Source organism: Nocardiopsis sp. iso_238 (assembly GCF_056173325.1).
The window spans coordinates 690,590-707,516 of record NZ_CM149668.1 but is presented as its reverse complement, the minus strand read 5'-3'; the positions used below and the strand labels follow the sequence as shown (position 1 = coordinate 707,516).

General features: G+C 69.1%; 21 protein-coding genes. 8 read left to right on the top strand and 13 right to left on the bottom strand.

The annotated features are described in order from the left end of the window. Positions 1-82 precede the first annotated feature (82 nt). The 4 genes from AC0VYL_RS03195 to AC0VYL_RS03180 all read right to left on the bottom strand — a co-directional run bounded on the left by AC0VYL_RS03195 (position 83) and on the right by AC0VYL_RS03180 (position 2,421). The gene (locus AC0VYL_RS03195; protein ID WP_475482281.1) at positions 83-613 is read right to left on the bottom strand and encodes a hypothetical protein; all 531 of its coding nucleotides are present in this window, start codon (positions 611-613) and stop codon (positions 83-85) included. Positions 614-755: 142 nt separating this feature from the next. Beyond that, positions 756-1,307 carry a TetR/AcrR family transcriptional regulator gene (locus tag AC0VYL_RS03190; protein ID WP_475482280.1) on the bottom strand — a complete coding sequence of 184 codons (552 nt, stop codon included), beginning with the start codon at positions 1,305-1,307 and terminating at the stop codon, positions 756-758. A gap of 362 nt (positions 1,308-1,669) precedes the next feature. Next, entirely contained in the window at positions 1,670-2,269 is a 600-nt protein-coding gene (gene cyaB / locus AC0VYL_RS03185) for a class IV adenylate cyclase (protein ID WP_475482279.1), read from the bottom strand. Next, positions 2,260-2,421, bottom strand: coding sequence for a hypothetical protein (locus AC0VYL_RS03180; protein ID WP_475482278.1), 162 nt, complete (start codon positions 2,419-2,421; stop codon positions 2,260-2,262). Before AC0VYL_RS03180 ends, cyaB begins: the two co-directional genes overlap by 10 nt. Before the next feature lie 39 nt (positions 2,422-2,460). Between AC0VYL_RS03180 and AC0VYL_RS03175 the strand changes: the two genes are divergently transcribed. Next, on the top strand, positions 2,461-3,237 hold the full coding sequence (locus tag AC0VYL_RS03175; protein ID WP_475482277.1) for a protein kinase: 777 nt from the start codon (positions 2,461-2,463) through the stop codon (positions 3,235-3,237). A gap of 88 nt (positions 3,238-3,325) precedes the next feature. On the opposite strand, the gene AC0VYL_RS03170 is transcribed toward AC0VYL_RS03175, so the two are convergent. The 4 genes from AC0VYL_RS03170 to AC0VYL_RS03155 form a co-directional block, all read right to left on the bottom strand. After that, positions 3,326-3,565: a DUF397 domain-containing protein gene (locus AC0VYL_RS03170; RefSeq protein ID WP_475482276.1), complete on the bottom strand. Its 240-nt coding sequence runs from the start codon at positions 3,563-3,565 to the stop codon at positions 3,326-3,328. Between the two features lie 219 nt (positions 3,566-3,784). Then, positions 3,785-3,970 (bottom strand): DUF397 domain-containing protein, encoded by a 186-nt coding sequence (locus tag AC0VYL_RS03165; RefSeq protein ID WP_475482275.1) that lies wholly within the window; start codon positions 3,968-3,970, stop codon positions 3,785-3,787. 242 nt (positions 3,971-4,212) lie between these two features. Continuing rightward, positions 4,213-4,395, bottom strand: a complete 183-nt coding sequence (locus AC0VYL_RS03160; protein WP_475483456.1) for a DUF397 domain-containing protein — start codon at positions 4,393-4,395, stop codon at positions 4,213-4,215. 11 nt (positions 4,396-4,406) lie between these two features. Next, a complete protein-coding gene (locus tag AC0VYL_RS03155; RefSeq protein ID WP_475482274.1) occupies positions 4,407-5,246 on the bottom strand; it encodes a helix-turn-helix domain-containing protein in 840 nt (279 codons plus the stop codon). A gap of 412 nt (positions 5,247-5,658) precedes the next feature. On the opposite strand from AC0VYL_RS03155, the gene AC0VYL_RS03150 reads away from it, so the two are divergent. The 5 genes from AC0VYL_RS03150 to AC0VYL_RS03130 all read left to right on the top strand — a co-directional run bounded on the left by AC0VYL_RS03150 (position 5,659) and on the right by AC0VYL_RS03130 (position 8,607). Continuing rightward, positions 5,659-6,228 (top strand): ATP-binding protein, encoded by a 570-nt coding sequence (locus AC0VYL_RS03150; RefSeq protein WP_475482273.1) that lies wholly within the window; start codon positions 5,659-5,661, stop codon positions 6,226-6,228. Next, positions 6,228-6,749 (top strand): hypothetical protein, encoded by a 522-nt coding sequence (locus AC0VYL_RS03145; protein ID WP_475482272.1) that lies wholly within the window; start codon positions 6,228-6,230, stop codon positions 6,747-6,749. The genes AC0VYL_RS03150 and AC0VYL_RS03145 overlap by 1 nt, the downstream gene beginning before the upstream one ends. Positions 6,750-6,849: 100 nt before the next feature. Further along, positions 6,850-7,392: an ATP-binding protein gene (locus AC0VYL_RS03140; protein WP_475482271.1), complete on the top strand. Its 543-nt coding sequence runs from the start codon at positions 6,850-6,852 to the stop codon at positions 7,390-7,392. A gap of 185 nt (positions 7,393-7,577) precedes the next feature. Then, positions 7,578-7,865 carry a hypothetical protein gene (locus AC0VYL_RS03135; RefSeq protein ID WP_475482270.1) on the top strand — a complete coding sequence of 96 codons (288 nt, stop codon included), beginning with the start codon at positions 7,578-7,580 and terminating at the stop codon, positions 7,863-7,865. A gap of 199 nt (positions 7,866-8,064) precedes the next feature. Next, a complete protein-coding gene (locus tag AC0VYL_RS03130) occupies positions 8,065-8,607 on the top strand; it encodes a hypothetical protein (protein ID WP_475458957.1) in 543 nt (180 codons plus the stop codon). 54 nt (positions 8,608-8,661) lie between these two features. Here AC0VYL_RS03130 and AC0VYL_RS03125 read toward each other — a convergent pair whose 3' ends face one another. Continuing rightward, on the bottom strand, positions 8,662-8,994 hold the full coding sequence (locus tag AC0VYL_RS03125) for a type II toxin-antitoxin system HicB family antitoxin (protein WP_475482269.1): 333 nt from the start codon (positions 8,992-8,994) through the stop codon (positions 8,662-8,664). A 509-nt stretch (positions 8,995-9,503) separates the two neighbouring features. On the opposite strand from AC0VYL_RS03125, the gene AC0VYL_RS03120 reads away from it, so the two are divergent. Next, the gene (locus AC0VYL_RS03120) at positions 9,504-10,139 is read left to right on the top strand and encodes a hypothetical protein (RefSeq protein WP_475482268.1); all 636 of its coding nucleotides are present in this window, start codon (positions 9,504-9,506) and stop codon (positions 10,137-10,139) included. A gap of 48 nt (positions 10,140-10,187) precedes the next feature. On the opposite strand, the gene AC0VYL_RS03115 is transcribed toward AC0VYL_RS03120, so the two are convergent. The 3 genes from AC0VYL_RS03115 to AC0VYL_RS03105 form a co-directional block, all read right to left on the bottom strand. Further along, complete coding sequence (locus tag AC0VYL_RS03115; protein WP_475458950.1) at positions 10,188-10,961, bottom strand: bestrophin-like domain; 774 nt, start codon at positions 10,959-10,961, stop codon at positions 10,188-10,190. Between the two features lie 235 nt (positions 10,962-11,196). Then, complete coding sequence (locus AC0VYL_RS03110; protein WP_475483455.1) at positions 11,197-13,005, bottom strand: phosphoenolpyruvate carboxykinase (GTP); 1,809 nt, start codon at positions 13,003-13,005, stop codon at positions 11,197-11,199. A gap of 315 nt (positions 13,006-13,320) precedes the next feature. Further along, the gene (locus AC0VYL_RS03105; protein WP_475458947.1) at positions 13,321-14,223 is read right to left on the bottom strand and encodes a universal stress protein; all 903 of its coding nucleotides are present in this window, start codon (positions 14,221-14,223) and stop codon (positions 13,321-13,323) included. Positions 14,224-14,458: 235 nt separating this feature from the next. Between AC0VYL_RS03105 and AC0VYL_RS03100 the strand changes: the two genes are divergently transcribed. After that, complete coding sequence (locus AC0VYL_RS03100) at positions 14,459-15,187, top strand: DUF998 domain-containing protein (protein ID WP_475482266.1); 729 nt, start codon at positions 14,459-14,461, stop codon at positions 15,185-15,187. Between the two features lie 134 nt (positions 15,188-15,321). Here the strand turns inward: AC0VYL_RS03100 and AC0VYL_RS03095 are convergent, their stop codons facing one another. Beyond that, positions 15,322-16,914, bottom strand: a complete 1,593-nt coding sequence (locus AC0VYL_RS03095; protein ID WP_475482265.1) for a tetratricopeptide repeat protein — start codon at positions 16,912-16,914, stop codon at positions 15,322-15,324. Positions 16,915-16,927 lie beyond the last annotated feature (13 nt).

Sequence of the window (16,927 nt, the reverse complement as noted above, 5' to 3'; positions counted from 1 at the left end):
GCCTGCCCACCCGGGATGTGAACGAGTGCGCGGTCCACTCCTGCCTCCGGCGGCTCCGCGAGTTCGAGCGTTCCGTGTCGGGTCAGTGGAGCAGGGGCATGAGGTAGATGACCTCCCACGCCTCGAAGACGGCGATGACGAAGAGCACCAGGACGATGACGGGATAGAGGCGCAGGTTGACGCCGAGGCCCGCCCGGTACCCCGCCCGTTTGGACGGCAGTCCGAGTCGCTGGTACCCGAGGGTCGATCGCCAAAGAATGATCGCGCCGAGCGCCGCCAGGATGTAGGCCTGGAATTCGATGATCAGGACGGGGATATGGGGGATGAGGGCGATGGCGGCGTCCGAGGATGTCGGGGTGAGCCACATGCCGATCTCCATGGCTCGGTAGACCGTGGCGACGACCCCGAAGAACGGGATGACGAGCGAGGGAATCGTGGTCGTGAGCAGGGCGGCAAAGGTGAGGTTGAAGATGAACGTGCCTAGGGCAGCCGACACGAAGTCGCCGTTCACGTAGGCGGTGACCACGAAGTCCGCGGGGCCGGGCAGGTCCAGGAAGGCTTGGGCGCGTTCGAGTCCCCTCTCCTGCAACCCGAAGAGGGCTGTCACGGCCATCGTCACTCCCAACAGGCCGTAGACGGCGATATTGAGAAGGACGTAGGTTCTCCCATGCTCTCTGAGGACGTCCAGGAAACTGCGAACAAGACGCATCAGGTTGTTCCCTTCTGGTTCCGCGGCCGAGTGGTGGCGACGCCGTTCAGTGGCCAAGGGCATCGAGGGCTGTGGCGATGATCGTGGGTCGCCATTCCCGCTCACGGCCGACGCGCACGGCGGTCAGGCAGGCGTGGGTGAGCAAGGCGGCAGCGCTGATCACCCGGATCTGGCGTTCCTCGTCGGAGGGGGCCCAGTCGATCCCGAAGGCGCGCGTGACGGCTTCCCCGCAGGCGAGGAGCTCCGCGGGCGCGTCGTTCGGATCGATGTCGATCAGGCCCAAGGACAGCGTGCTCACGCCTGGCCACTGGAACGTGAGGTCCACGAACCCGGCCACCAGGCCCTGGTCCCGCTCCTCGCCTGCGGGGAGGGTCTCCACCTCGGCGGTGACGGCGGTCACCGCCCGGCTTATCGCGGAGATGGCCGCCTCGTAGAGCGCGTCCTTGGTGGCGAAGCGGCGCAGGATCCCGGCCTTGGAGTATCCGGTCGCGTCAGCGATCTGTTGGACTGATGTGTTCTCGAAGCCGTGGCGGGCGAACAGGCCCGCCGCCCGGTCCACGATCTGAGCGTCGATCTGCTCACTGTTCGGTTTCACCATGGGGAGACCCTATCGCATGTGTGACCATATTGGTCACAAGATGACCGATCTGGTCACAACAGGGGGTCCATGCGGAAGCGTTGCGGTTGGCGGCGGAGTCCCCTGGCCTGGTGCTTTGCTGGCCGGGCGAACTCATGTGGCGGCTCCGCCAGGGGAGGACCGAGTACCAGGATCCACACCATCTGCGCTGGCCACGGCAACCCCTGGTCACCACCCTCACCCCGGGAGGGACGCCGACCGTGCTCAGCGCTGCCTGCCACTCAGTCGCGCTGAACAGGAGGTGGCCGAGCTCGCGGTTCTGCCTCTGGCCTCCTGCGGAGGGCCCAGCCACTTCCCCACCCGGTCACGTCATCAACGACGGGTCAGGACACAGAGGTGCGCACCGCGTCCTCGTTCGCTTGGGCGCTCAACAGCAGGTCCCGGTAGGGCGAGGTCACCACCGGGTGGGGGCCCAGCTCCAGGAGTTGTTCGATCTCTTCGAGTTGCCGCACGGCCTCCTGGCGAGAGCCTTCGGAGACGATTTCGGTCTCGACGAACGATCCCAGGCCCGTGACCGTGTCCACCACCACCGAGAGCTCCGGTTGCCCGGAGTCGCGGTAGCAGGTGCGCGACTTCTCCACCCGGGCCAGCCGGACCATGCCCAACGCCTCCAGCAGAGCATGGGCGTGTGCGACCTGGGCAGTGTCCGCCAGGGCCACGTTCGTCTCCTGCTTGGCGATGACACCCGTGGTGCTGTGGGTGGTGGAATCGGAGGCGGGCTTGTAGGTGACCTCGCACCCACCGTCACGTTCACGGACCCGCAGGCACTCGACCGTGACCAGGAAGTCGACGTCGGGCCTGCTGTAGTAGGTATCGACCTCCACCGTCGGCTCCATCGCGACGAACCCCGACTGTTCCAGCCGCTGTTCCAGGAGCTCGCGATTCTCCAACTTACGTTTGCGCTCAATCTCCATCAGTGGCATCGAGGGTTCATGCCCTTCCAGGGGGCCAAGGCCGCGTACACGCGAGCGAGGTTGTGTTTGCTGAACGACTCTCGAACACTGGCCAGTGCCTCGGCCAGCATCCGGGAATCCGACATCGGGATGTTACGGAAGAGCACGAGCTGTTTGGCCACGATGTCCTATGCCCTCCTCGCCACTAATGGAAAGCCAGGATGCACAAGCAGCTCGCACGACTTATCGCCCCTCACACCGGCCGCATCGACCATGTGGAGCCAACCCCGGGACACAGCACCGCGACCACCGCCATGGTCACCGGCAAACACGGTCGGGTGTTCGTGAAGGCCGTCCCGGACCGGCCGGGCGGGCTTCTTGAAGAGGTGGAGCGTGAGGGGCAGATCAACCCTCACTTGGGCGGGTTGGCTCCCCGACTGCTGTGGCAGGCCCGGGGGGACGGATGGTTCGTGCTGGGGTTCGAGGTCATCGACGCCCGTCCCACCGACTACGCACCTGGTTCCCCGGACCTGCCGCGACTCGTGGAGGCCATGGACCGGATCGTTGGTCTCCCGCTCCCCGACGTGGCACGGCCGTGGGTGGAAACCCGGTGGGACAGGGCCCTATCGGGTGAGGAAGTCCATGCGGTCCGCGGTGACCACCTCACCCACGCGGACCTCCACCCGCACAACATCGTCATCGACACGAACGACAGGTTGTGGGTGCTCGACTGGGCGTGGCCGACCCGGGCATCAGCGGTCGTGACACCTTCGGGGTTGGCTGTGCAGCTGGTGTCGGCTGAGCAGACCCCGGCAGACGTGGAGAAGCTTCTTGCGGCATCGTCGGTGTGGAAACACCTTGATCAAGAGGTGTTGGTGACGTTCGCACGAGCGCAGGTGCGGATGCACCGGCACTATACGAAGCTACGTCCTGGTGAGGAGTGGTTGGTGGCCATGTTGGACGCTGCGAAGGCGTGGCACCAGCATGTGAAGGGGTGACCAGAGACCTCAGTCCCTAGACCATGATCGCGCGAACACCAACAGGCGCCCCGTCTCCTTACCTGGTGGGCCCGTTGTACGCGGGCCTCTATTCGGTGATGGCCAGCAGGGCGGCGGCCCACTCTGCCCCGGTGAATCCCAAAGCGCCGAGGTCGCGGTTCTGGGTGTCGCGGACCAGGTGCTCACCAGGGAGGTCGGCCACCTCTACACAGTTGTTTCCGGTGCCGCTGTAGGACGACTTGCGGTAACTGGCGACCTCAACGCAGTCGTTGGCGTTAGCGCTGTAGCTGGACTTGTGGAAGGTGAGTTCGTCGATGTAGGGGTGCATCCTGGGGACCTCCGCTGGAGATGGGGGCACTGACTGACTCATACACAGTCCTGCCCGCTTCCACACCCCGTGTGCAGAGAAGAACGTCCCGACCCCCTGTCCAGCTGTGGACAGTGGAGCCTGTGCCTGCTCTGAGGGGCCGGGAATACAGGGAAGCGGGTGCCCTGGTGAGGCATCGAGAAGGCCCCGACGCTGAGGTCAGGGCCTTCTGCGTTCGATCTACTGAGAGACGCGAAGAAGCGCTGTCCACTCGATGGAGGGGAAGGCCAACGCGCCGAGCTCCCGGTTCTGGGTGTCGCGGACAGCAGACAAACCGGGGGTGTCGGCTACCTCGACGCAGTCCTGGCCCTTCGCTGAGCTGTGGCTGGACTTGCGGAAGCTGAGTTTGTCGATGTGGGGGTGCATCCCTGGGGACCTCCGCTGAGAGTGGGGGCACTGACTGGCTCATACTCAGTCCTTCCCGCTTCCACACCTCATGTTCAGGAAACCCCCCGAGACTCTGTCCACCTGCGGACAGTGGAGTCTGCTTCCCCTGTTAATGGGCGCTGGGAGCAGCGACCGCAGGATACTTTCAGGTTCAGCACGACGAAGGCCCCCAGCTCGCTTGAGTTCTAGAGAACGTGGCTGGGGGCCTTATTCGTGTTTGGCTACTTGATGGAAGCACGCAGGAGGGCTGCCCACTCACTCATCGGGAACTCAAGGTGACCAGCCGCGCGGTTCTGGGTGTCGCGAACAGCTGCACCAACAGGGATGTCGGCAACCTCGACGCAGTTGTCGCCTCGCCCGCTGTAGGACGACTTTCGGAAGTTCAGGTCAGTGGATGAAAGCATGGTCGTCCTTGCTAAATGAATGATTCCAGACACCGAATGGAGGCTTCCGGCGACTCTGCCGAGCTGCATATATGCCCGAAGATGCCGACGTAGTTTTGGATAGCCTCTGGTTGCTCTAGGTACAGATCCTCTGTCGCGGTCTCTATGTACACCAGGGGTAGGTCTGCTGGGTCGGGGAAATCCAAGAGCATGAAGGACCCTTCCATCGCAGCATGGGAACCGGCCTCATCTCGAAGAACTTGAATGTCGATGTTCGGTCGCTCTGCGATGGCGATGAGCTGCCGGATCTGAGCTGACATCACTTCGGGCCCGCCGACCCGCTTGCGTAGGGCTGCTTCGTCGATCACCGCCCACACGCTTGGAGCGGCTTCAGCTGCGAGGATTTCTTGTCTCTTGAGTCGCCCCGCGACCTTGCGCTCGATGTCACCATCGCTGAGCACTCGACTACCTCGAAGCACTGCGGCAGCGTACTCAGGAGTCTGAAGCAGCCCTGGGATCAACAGTGCTTCGTAGGTGCGGATCATCGAGGCGCCTGTCTCGAAGTCTGCCAGTCCTCCGCGAAGCACATCCTTGAAGTCGACCCACCAGCCTCGACGTCTGGACTCGCTCGCCAGAGACACGATGGCCTCGCGCATCTCAGTGGGGAGTTCGTAGACCTCGGCCAAGTCCTTCATGTCGCGGACGCTTGGGAGCTTCCACTCGTTGCGCTCCATGCGAGACAGCTTGCCGCTCGACCAGCCGAGCTGCTTGTTCACGCTCTCGATCTTGAGGTTGCGCTCTTCGCGCATCCGTCGAAGCAGAGCGGACAACCTGCGTCTTCTGGCGCTCGGACTGTACCTGCTATCGGTCACCACGTGTCACCTCCTAGCTTGCCTGATCATAGGCCAGCCAACGGGAATCAGACATATCACCCAAGTGCGAATCACATCTTGTGAAAAGCATGACACGTATCGCATGATGGTTATTCGCGATCGTCTATGCCGCCCTCATCCGGCGGCATCTCGTACCGGAGGTGTGCGCCGTGGCGCCCCGATCCCTGAAACTCTCCGCGCTGGCATGCATGTGCCATCTCGCGTCCGTGGCGTTCCATCGCCGTCGTCCCAGGCAGGCCGCGCGTGTGCGGGCCTTCGCTGCCAACCCCCGCACCACCACTGCTCGTTCTCGTGGCCCAGTGATCCCCTCGCCCAGGAGGCCGATCGACTCCGTCCCCATGCAGGTCTTGGAGGCTGTCCTGGCGGGGCTGCGGCGTCTGGCGGTGGCCACGTGAGCGTGTTCTCCCCCGAACTGACCCACCGCGAGACCACGGTCCCGCTGGCGAGCTTCATCAAGCCGTTCCATGCCCACTACTTCTCCCGCACGGTGGGCACCCCGTTCCGCAAGCGCAAGTACGCCTTCGCCGGACTCCCCGGCCTCATGCCCCTCGTGCGGGCATTCCTGGACACCAGCGCAGCCGAACGCTCCACCGACTACCGGTTCCTGTTCACCCTGCTCGGATCGGAACTGGCCAACAACTCCCTCGCCCACTCACTGTCAAGCGAGCACGGCAGCACCTACACACTCACCGTGGACCGGGGCGCGACCGGGATGACGCTGACCTGCCAGGACCAGGGCAGCCGCCTCCCCCTTGAACCGGGCCCGTTCACCGCGACTGACCTGGACACGCTCGACCCGGAATCGGGCCCGGGGAGCGGCCAGGGCATCGGTTTGGGGCTGGTCAACGCGTTGGCGGACCGGTGGGGAGACAACGGCAACCCGAAGTTTCGGCAGGTCTGGTTCCACCTCTCCTACGACCTGACCAACAACCCGTGGACCCGGATCGAGGGAGAGTGCTGATGTTGGACGTGGACACCCGGGACTTGTTGGCCGTGGCCGAGGACGCCCTGACCGCCCCGGCCCATCTCACTCCCGCTCAGGTGGACGTGTGGCACAACCACACCCTGCGCAACCGCCTCCCCCTGGTCCTGGAAGCCCTGCGGACCGCTCGCGAGGAGAGCAACGCCGAACTGGCGATGCAGCTGATCGACCAGGCCATCCACGACCACCCCGCACCCACACGGGTACCCGGCAACAGGCCGGTGCCGGGGCCGGTCCCGAAACAGAACAACCCCCAACCGGAGTCCCTGCCGGTTCCGGAGCACGTGCTCTGCGCCCTACTGCACAAGCACTGGAACATGACCGTGGAGGGCCAGGTCCCCAACGAGACCTTCGTGGCCCGCCGCCCCCTGGGGTGGACCGGTGAGGGGGACCCCTACGAGCGGATCACCGCACCCAACCGCACCGAACTCCTGCGGCTGCTCGCCCACCGCCACCTCGGTGTTCACCGGAGCGATCCGGAACCTCCGCCCGCTGCCTGAGAGGCCCCGAAGCCAGTCCATGAAAAAGCTCTGGCGGGTGCAGCAACACCCCCAGAGCAGGCCGACAACCACCCCTGGTTAGAGAAAGCGAATTGCCGACATGGCCATTGTGCCGCACACCCATGCCCTCAACCACACGAACAGCCCACCCAGTGACGAGCTCCGGTGGGAGTGCCGCGTCTACCCCGGTCAGCTCTCCCAGACCAGCCAGGTTCGCGCCGACCTCGCCTTGGACCTCGGCCGGATGACCAGCCTTCCGGCCGAGGCGAGGGAAGACATGGTCTTGTGCGTGAGCGAGATGTTCGCCAACGCCTGCGAGCACTCACGCTCCGGACAGGACCCCGACGGCAGGGTGGTCCGGACCCTGGACACGCCCAGGGCGGGAACGGTCCGGATCTCGATCATCGACGACGGCACCCGAACCGACACCACCAGCAGCACTTTCCCGAAGGTCCCGCGCCGTCGCACAAGGAGGGACTGGGAGCGGGCCGAACGCGGCCGGGGCCTGCTCATGATCGGTGAACTGGCATCGAGGTGGGGCACCCGGCCGGTGCTGGACTTCCCGTTCTGCGCCGGGATCGGCACTGTCATCTGGGCCGAGTTCACCCTCCCCGACCTGACCACGGTTGGGGGTACCCGGTGACCGGCAGCGCTCAGATCAGCACGGAAGTACGCTCGGTCCTGGCCGCGCCCCGAGGCCACCGCTTCCCCCGCCCCGCCGCACGCCCGAAGCGAGGGTCCGCCCCTTCCTGGGGCGTCCCAGTTCCGTCAGGGGCACCCCAGGAACCGGAGTCGCACCAGGCCCGTCAGGAACGACTGCTCCGCCAGATGCAGGACAACCCCCGGGTGGCCTACATGCTCGAACACGGTCCGGTGCCGCACTGGGTGCACGTCGCCCGCCAACAGCGCGAACGCGCGGCCCGGGAAGCCCGGGAAGCCCAACAGGCCGCCGCCCGGTTCCAGCCGGAACCCGTGCTTCCCCGGGGTCGCCACCGTGCGCCCCGCCGGTGGTGGGGATGGCCCGCCGCCGCCATCAGCTCCACCCTCCTCCTGGGCCTGAACGCCCTGGAGATCCTGGGCCAGAACCTCACCCACCACGTCGGCATCCTGGCCTGACCCGACGAGAGAACGGGGCCCGGTGACGACCTCGTCACCGGGCCCCGCCCGTCCCCCGCCCATGCCCCGCCCATCCCCCGCCCATCCCCCGCCCCGATGGGCGGTACTGATGGCCCCGGGGCCGAAAGGCCTTGGTCCGCCGAGTCGGCGGTTGGTAGGTTCACAGCACCCCCGCGCGAACCCACCACCGGAGGACAAAGTGCCCCACGCTTCCCCCCGCCAGAAGAAGACGTCCCGGTTCACCGCGCTGACCGCCCTGGTCACGGCCACCGTCCTGCTCGTCCCCGGCACCGCCAGCGCCGAGATGGGACAGGTACGCACGGAGAGCCAGGAGGTCATCATCACCGACGAGGGCGTCTTCGAGGTCGGCGCGGACGTGGAGAGCCTGGAGGCCTTCCTGGAGGAGAACCCCGAGTACGCCCCGACCGTGGAGGACCCCGACCGCGTGGGCGCCCGGGCCACCGAGTCGCTCCCCATCACACACGGCACGCTGACCACGCGCACCACCGGGTGCGACAGCGCGACGGTCACCTACAAGAAGACGACCGGATCCCGGCTGACCATCAAGTTCTCCATCGCGCAGCTCGGCAGCCTCACCCGCAACGGCCCCACCCTCAGCATCAGCGCGGGCCAGACGCGGAGCTTCACGGCCAACCTCTCCCCCATCGGCAACGTCCAGGGCCGCATGGCGGTGGACGAGCAGAACAAGACCTTCGTCAACAAGTTCATCAGCTGCCGTTAGGTGCCGGGCGGCCACACGAAGCGGGTGCGGGCACCGTAAGCCCGCACCCGAGGTTCAGCCTCGCGTCGCGAGTCTCATGGCCGCCAACCGATTGAGTGAGACGTTCTGCTCCGCGGCCTCGATCACGAGCTGGCGGTGCAGTTCCGGAGGAACCCGGACCTGGAACTTTCCGGAGTAGTTCCGTTCCCCGATCGGCAACGGCGGACTCTCACCCGAAGAGATCATGTCCTCGACCGTGTCGGCAGCCAGCCGACGGATGCCCGCGAAGGCTTCCGAGCTCTCCGGCGCGACCCAGGACAGGGACGGGAACTCGGCGACGGTCCCGACATAGGACTCGTCCTCGGCCGACCATTGGACACGGTAGGCGTAGTGCTCGAATCTGTTCACCGTTCCCCTCCCATCTCTCGATCGCAGCGAGAACCTGTCTCACCTGATAGGCCTTCGCCGCGCCGTGGTCGTTCTGAATATTCACCCGCGGGTCCCCCGACCAGGGCATCCTGTACACCCGTCGCGAGGTCCCACTCTGCCGTGTGCACCGAAGTAGTGCTCGTACAGCTTCGCGAGGTCCGTGAAGCGGACCGACTTCGGCTGATCCCGCATACGTACGAGGATCTTCTCAACGCTGCCCATGCACAGGAAGTATCACTATTGATACTGCCACCAGCTTCCTGATGTGGGAGGCACGAAGGGCCTGGGCCGCGTCAGCATGCGCGGTTGCGGGTTCCACCCTGGGGAACCCGCGCACCCCGTAGCATCACCGTGTGAACAGACCTCAGCACGGGCGGTCACGGAACCTCTCGCCGCCGCCCCCACCCCCGTCACCACCCCGGCACCGGCACGCACGGAGAAGGACGGCCCCCGGCACCCACCGGCGGGCCTGGTCGCTCCTCACCCTGATGGCGGGCGCGCTCGTGCTCGCCTGCGGCCCCGCCCCGGCCTTCGCCGAACGGGCCGACCCCTCCGTCAGTGTCGGCCCGTCGGGGGTGCGCGTCGACGACGGCACGTCCCAGGTGGACGTCGGCCCCACGGGCACCCAGGTGGACACCCCGGACGCCCACGTCGACGTCCGGCCCGGATCGCACGTCCTGGTGTGCGCCAACGGGGTCCGCGTGGTCGTCCACACGGGTCAGGCTCCGTCGTGCCCCCAGCCCCCGCCAGCTCCACCCGCCCCACCGGTCCCACCGCCCGCGCCGCCTCCCGTGGAGGAGCCCGCCCCGCCGCACGAGCGGACCGTGCCCGAGGCGGCCCCGGCCCTGCCCGAACCGACCGTGCCCGGCCCAACCGAACCGGAGCCCGAGGCGGAGCCCACCGCACCCGCCCCGGCCGAGACACCCCCGGAGGCCCAAGCCTCCGAACCGCCCGCCGAGTCCTCACCGCCCGCCCAGGCGCTCCTGGTGGACGCGGGCCCGCCCGTCGCGTCGCCGTCGTCCTCGGCGTTCACCCCGCTGCGCACGATGGTGGTCGTCGCGATCGTCGCGGCGGGCGCCTCGGTCGTCGGGGGCCGCGCCGTGGCGACCCTCTCCGCCGAGTGACACGCGGCCCGTCCCGCCGGATGACCCCGGCGGGACGGGCCGCGTCGACTACGGGAGCTCCAGCGTGGAGTCGGACCGGTCGAAGCCCGCCAGGGCCTCCTCCATCGAGCCCGCGTCGTTGGCCAGAACCCCGTTGTACGGGTTCCCCATGAACAGCAGCAGCGCGATCGTGCCGAACACGAACACCAGGTTCACCGCCGCCCAGAAGAAGGCCACCCCGGAACCCTTCCGGATCATGGCGAACGGCAGCACCGCGATGACCACGGCCGTCAGGGCCGACACCGCCAACAGGGCCGCCGGGATCTGGTCCCCCGCCGCGTCGGCGCGCTGGCTGCGCGCGTCGCTGAGCTTGGTGACCTCCTGGCGGGCGGTCAGGCGGTCCAGCCCGTCCCCGGTGTCGGACACCGACAGGCCGCGCACCGACGCCGCCAGCAGGGCGAGATCGTCGTCACCGCCGGGGCTGAGCTCCCCCTTGGTCTCCATGAGCGGCCAGTCGTCCTCCACCACCGTCTCCAGGTAGGTGCGCAGATGGCCGCGCACGGCCTCGCCCTCCTCCCCGGGGAACGCGGTGCTGCTCCAGTACAGGGCCTGGGCCGCCCCGGCCTCGGAGATCAGGTCGTCCTCGGCCGACTTGTAGTCCTCCCAGCCGATGACCACGGCCATCGCCGCCGCCACGAGGTACAGGGACAGCACACAGGGAGCGATGACCACACCCACCGCACCCTCCGCGAAGGATCCGGAGAGCCGGAACCGCCAGGCGACCAGGGCGGCGCCTCCGACCATGGCGACCAGGACGGCGAGGGCGACGAACAGCGTGGGCAAGGAGGCTCCCGGGGGGTTCTCGACAGAGGACGGACCATCCTTAACACGCGGCGCCGCGCCGGTAGCGGGAAAAACACAAAGCGTCACCGGGCCGTGCCCACGCCCTGTCAGCATCTGTCCCCTATGTCATGACCTGCCCGGACACGACGAAGAGGGGCGCGGGCACCGTGGTGCCCGCGCCCCTCTCGGGAGGTGACCGGCCGTTCGCGCGGAAGGGGGACCGGCCGGGAGGGCGCTACTTCTCCAGACGGCTCAGCAGCGCGTGGTACTCGTCCCAGAGCTCGGCGGGCAGGTCGTCACCGAAGGTCTTGAAGAACTCGGGAACCAGGGCGGCCTCCTGCTTCCAGACGTCGGTGTCGACGTCGAGGACGAACTCCATGTCCTCGGCGGAGATGTCCAGGCCCTCGGTGTCGATGCCGTCGGCGGTCGGCAGGTAGCCGATCGGGGTCTCGACGGCGGCGGCCTCGCCCTCAAGGCGGTCCACGACCCACTTGATGACGCGGCTGTTCTCACCGAAGCCCGGCCACACGATCTTGCCGTCGGCGTTCTTCTTGAACCAGTTGACGTAGAAGATCTTCGGCAGCTTGGACGCGTCGGCCTGCTTGCCGACCTTCACCCAGTGGGCGAAGTAGTCGCCCATGTTGTAGCCGCAGAAGGGCAGCATCGCGAACGGGTCGCGGCGCAGCTCACCGACGGAGCCCTCCTGGGCCGCGGTCTTCTCGGAGGAGACGTTGGCACCCAGGTACACGCCGTGCTGCCAGCTGAAGGACTCCGACACCAGCGGCACCGCGCTGGCGCGGCGGCCACCGAAGAGGATCGCGGAGATCGGGACGCCCGCGGGGTCCTCCCACTCGTCCGCGATGGTCGGAGCCTGCCCGGCCGGGGTGGTGAAACGGGAGTTCGGGTGGGCGGCGGGCTCACCGGACTCGGGCGTCCACGGACGGCCCTTCCAGTCGGTGAGGTTGGCCGGGGCCTCCTCGGTCAGGCCCTCCCACCACACGTCGCCGTCCTCGGTGAGCGCGACGTTGGTGAAGATGCTGTTGCCCCAGAGGGTCTCCACCGCGTTGGCGTTGGTCTTGGCGCCCGTGCCGGGAGCGACGCCGAAGAAGCCGGCCTCGGGGTTGATGGCGCGCAGCTGGCCGTCGGCGCCGAAGCGCATCCAGGCGATGTCGTCCCCGACGGTCTCGACCTTCCATCCGGGGATGGTCGGCTGGAGCATGGCCAGGTTGGTCTTGCCGCAGGCGCTCGGGAAGGCGGCGGCGACGTAGTGGGACTTCCCGGCGGGCGAGGTCACCTTGAGGATGAGCATGTGCTCGGCCAGCCAGCCCTCGTCGCGGGCCATCACCGAGGCGATGCGCAGCGCGTAGCACTTCTTGCCGAGCAGGGCGTTGCCGCCGTAGCCGGAGCCGTAGGACCAGATCTCGCGGGTCTCCGGGAAGTGCGAGATGTACTTGGTGGAGTTGCAGGGCCAGGCGACGTCCTGCTGGCCGGGCTCCAGGGGGGCGCCGACGGAGTGGACGGCCTTGACGAACTCGCCGCGCTCCTCGATCAGGCGCAGGGCGGCGGAGCCCATGCGGGCCATGATGCGCATGGAGACGACGACGTAGGCGGAGTCGGTGATCTCGACGCCGAGCTGGGAGATGTCCCCGCCCAGCGGGCCCATGCAGAAGGGCACGACGTACATGGTGCGGCCGCGCATGGAGCCCTTGAAGACCTCGCCGAAGGTGGCGCGCATCTCGTCGGGGGCGATCCAGTTGTTGGTGGGACCGGCGTCCTCCGCACGCTCGGAGCAGATGAAGGTGCGGTCCTCGACCCGGGCGACGTCCGTCGGGTCCGACTTGCAGTAGAAGCTGTTCGGGCGCTTCTCGGAGTTGAGACGGGTGAAGGTGCCCTGCTCGACCAGCTGGTCGGTCAGGCGGGTCCACTCCTCCTCGGAGCCGTCACACCAGACGACCTCGTCCGGCTGGGTGAGCTCCGCGACCTCACGAACCCAGGAGGCGAGTTCCTCGTTCTTGGTCGGGGCGGCGCCCACATCAGTACCCACGTCAGCAGTCACAACGGCTCCTCATCGCACTTACGAGATCCCTCGAATCATGAACGACGAGTGCCGAAGCTGACCAATTGGACTAGGCCAATGGTCTATACGCGTAGGCGCGACGGGGCTGATTCCACTGCACAGCAGGGGATTCGGGTGGTTCAGGTACGTGCCGCGACGTGTCCGCGCGGGGCGCGCTCCGGCACTGCTCGGAGCCGCTTTCCCCTGTTCTGCGGGCAGGACCGCGACCCGAGGCGACACACGGTGCTGTTCGTCACACAACGGACGCGGGACGCGAATCCCCGGAATAGACCTCTGGCGGGATCAGCGGACGATCGCGACCGGCCCCCGGGCCCCGTGCAGGACCGAGTGGCTCACCGAACCCAGCAGGAGCCCGCGGAAACCGCCGCGCCCGCGCGAGCCCACCACGACGAGATCCGCCGGGGTGGCCTCCTCCAGGAGCGCGACCACCGGGTGCGCGCGCACCACCCGCGTCTGGACGCGGACCTCGGGGCGCAGCAGCCGCAGGTCGGTGAGCTCCTCGTCCAGGGCGTGCCGGGCCGCCTCCGCGGCGGTGGCGTCGTCGAACAGCTCGGGCGGGATCGGCCCGGTGGCCGCCGCGAAGGCCACCAGCGGCTGCCAGGCGCTCACCGCGACCAGATCGGTGTCGGCGAACTCCGCCTGGGAGAAGGCGAACTCCAGGGCGTGGCGGCTGGGTTCGGAGCCGTCCACCCCCACGATCACCCGGCTGCGGACCCCGTGCGCGGACGCGTGGTCGCGGGGCAGCACGATCACCGGGACCGGGGAGCGGGCCGCGAGTTCGATGCCGACCGACCCCACGAAGGCGGCGGCGATCCCGCTGAGCCCGCGCGAGCCCACCACCACGGCCACCGCCCCGGGGTCGGCCGTCTCCGTGAGCAGCGCCTCCGCCGGTCGCGAGAAGGAGACGCGGGTCTGCACGGCGAGCTCGGGGAACAGCCGGGACGCCCAGTCCCCGGCGTGGTCGAGCAGACGTCGGGCACCCGCGCCCGGCCCGTCCTCGGTGTGTTCCCCCGTACCGCCCCAGACTCCGAGGTCCTCGGTGGCCAGCGGGTTCGCCGCGGCGACGATCCGCACCCCGAGACCGCGGAGCGAGGCCTGGTGCGCGGACCACTCCAGGGCGTGCCTGCTGGAGTCGGTGCCGTCCACCCCCACGATCACCCATCGTGTCGTGGCTGCGCCGTTCATCACGTGCGCCCTTCCGTAGGTCGTCGATACCCCCGCGGCTCCGGACCTACCGGCCGGTGTCCCGTGGTGTTCCACGATGATGCCGCTCGAACACGCACCCGTGGATAACAGTGCCGCCGCGAGTTGGCTGACGTAGGGTCCCAGAACGGCCCGTGTCCCCGCGACGACGGAACGTGCGGGCGCCCTGGCGCGTCCGAGAGTCATACACGAGTCAGCTGCGGACACTGGGGGCGCGATGCCTTACTCGAACACCGCGACACTGCACTGGGACCACCGGGACGGGCGTGTCGCCGCCGTGGTCGCCTCCATCGTCTACAGCCTGTGGACCGTCGAGGTCGTCCTCCCCGCCGGACCGGGCACACCCGCCGGGGCCCTCGCGGATCCCCAATCCACGCTCGGACAGTTCCTCGACAGCGCGCACCGGACCGCCGCGATCCTGGTGATCCTCGCGGCCGGGCTGGGTCTGGCCCTGGGCGCCCGGCGCCCGCGCCGCTGGCTGACGTTCTCCTGGTGGTCGATGGCCGTGTTCGGCGCGGCCTCGCTGGCGGCCTCCCTGTTCCCCGGCCGCTGCGTGGTGTCCACGGACGCCGCGTGCACGGTGGAGTCGCTGGTGGAAGGGGTCCGGGGGGCGACGGTCGTCCAACCCGTGCTGGCCGTGGTCGCCACCCTGGCCGCGCTGCTGGCCTCGGCGGCGCTGACCTGGGACCGCAGGCGGGCCGGGGAACGCGCCTGGGTGGTCCTCGCGCTCATCACGCTGGCCCAGGCGGTGGCCGCCGCGGTGGTCCTCGTCCTGGCCGCGCTGGTGTACGCCTCCTCGGGGGACGGATCGCCCGGGGTCGCCCTGGGCCTGGCCGAACGCGCCCACCTGCTGACCGTGGCCCTGTGGCTGCTGGCGGCCGGTGCCGTGCCAGGCCAGTGGAAGCGCGCGCGCAAGCTCAACGACACCGGGCACCCGACCAACTGACCGGTGGCTGTCGGGGCGCGGCCTGCGGGGCTGCGGAACCCCGGGGCCGGGCCGTCGCGGTTCGGGGGTCCGGGGTCCGGGTCCGCGCGGATCCGGTTCCCGGGGCTCCGGGGCGCGCCCGCCCTCTGCGTCTCTCACGCGGAACGGCGCTCCTCTCCCCCGCACGCGTACCCGAGCCACTCGGTGTAGGCCTCCAGCGCGGCCCGGGTGCCGGGAGCGTCCGGCCCCAGGTCACGCTCACACTCGCGGTGGAGTTCCGCCAGCCGCGCCAGGGCGGTGGCCTCGTCCGAGCGCAGGGTGATGACGAGGGCCCGGAACATCACGGTCAGCCCGTGGTCGGGGCCCAGCGCCCGGCGGAAGTCGTCGAACAGCGCGGTGATCCGCCGCTGTCCCTCCTCCCCCTGGAGGTCGCCCTCGGCGGCCAGGCGCAGCCGCACCAGGAGCACGTTCGGGTGGAGCGGGCCCAGCTCCCGTTCCCAGCGCTCCCGCAGTTCCCTGTGCACGCCGACCGCCTCGGAGTCGCCCCGGGCCTCCAGGACGAGCGCCCGGGCGAAGAGGGTCGCGGGGTGGTCGTCCCCGTGCAGCCGCCGCAGGACGGGAAGCAGCGCCTCGGCCTCCGTGAGGGCCCTGTCCAGGTCACCGGTGGTGACCCGGGCGGCGGCCACCAGGAAGCGGGCCTCCGCGGTGGCCTCGTGCTCGGCTCCCAGGATCCGCTCCAGGTCACCGGTCAGCCCCTCCACCTCGGCGCCCGCGGCCTCCGTCTCCGCCAGCAGGAACAGCAGACGGGCCCGGCCGACCCGGGCCAGCAGGGTGAGGCGGTGGTCCGCCGGGAGGTGGCGCTCCAGGTCGGGGAGGAGCTCCCGGTAGTCGCGCTCGGCGGCGAGCAGGTCACCGGCCCCGGTCCGGTGGTGGGCGAGCAGGCGCCGGGTGTTGAGGACCTCCCTGTGGTGCGCGGGCTGGACCGCCTCCCGCGCCGCGAGCAGGTCCGCGCAGGCCCCGGCCGCCCCTTCGTGGTCGCCCGCCTCGGCCCGCCAGCGCACGAGCTGGACCCGGGCGGCCAGGGTGTCGGGGTGTCCCGGTCCGTGCACCCGCTCCCGGGCGGCGACCTGGTCCGCGCAGGCCCGGGCGGCGCCGGTCGGATCCCCCGCCCGTGCGTGCCAGCGGATCAGCTCCGCCCGGGTCTCCAGGACGTCCTCGTGGTTGGGCCCGAGCGCCCGGCGCCGGCGGATGAGGAGTTCGGCGTAGGCCGCCACGGTCGCGGCGGCCCGGTCGGTCTTCCCCGTCCACCAGGCGAAGCGTTCGTAGGCGGCCAGCGCGCCCGGGTCGTCGGCTCCCCTGGCCTGCCCGACCGTCTCCGCCAGACGGCCGTAGCTGTCGGCGGCCAGGTCGGTGAGGTCGGACTCGCCCCACAGGCGCGCGATCTCCGCGTGCAGGGCGAGCATGTGCGGGTGCAGGGGCCCGGCGCTGTCCGAGAGCTGACCGGCCGCGCCGCTGAGGGCGATCGCCGCCCCGGCCGGGTCGTCCTCCCGCTCCTGGCACAGCGCCATGTGCACGCGCAGGGTCAGGGCGTCGGGGTGGTCGGCCCCGAACCGTTCCTCCGCCTCCGCGTGCAGCGCCCCGAGCTCGTCGGCGGAGCCGCGTTCGACGGCCCGCCGCACCCGCCGGTCGAACGCCCCGTCGCCGGTCCCGACCGGTTCCCGCAGTTCGTCGAGGACGACACCCCTCATGCTGTTCCCCCTT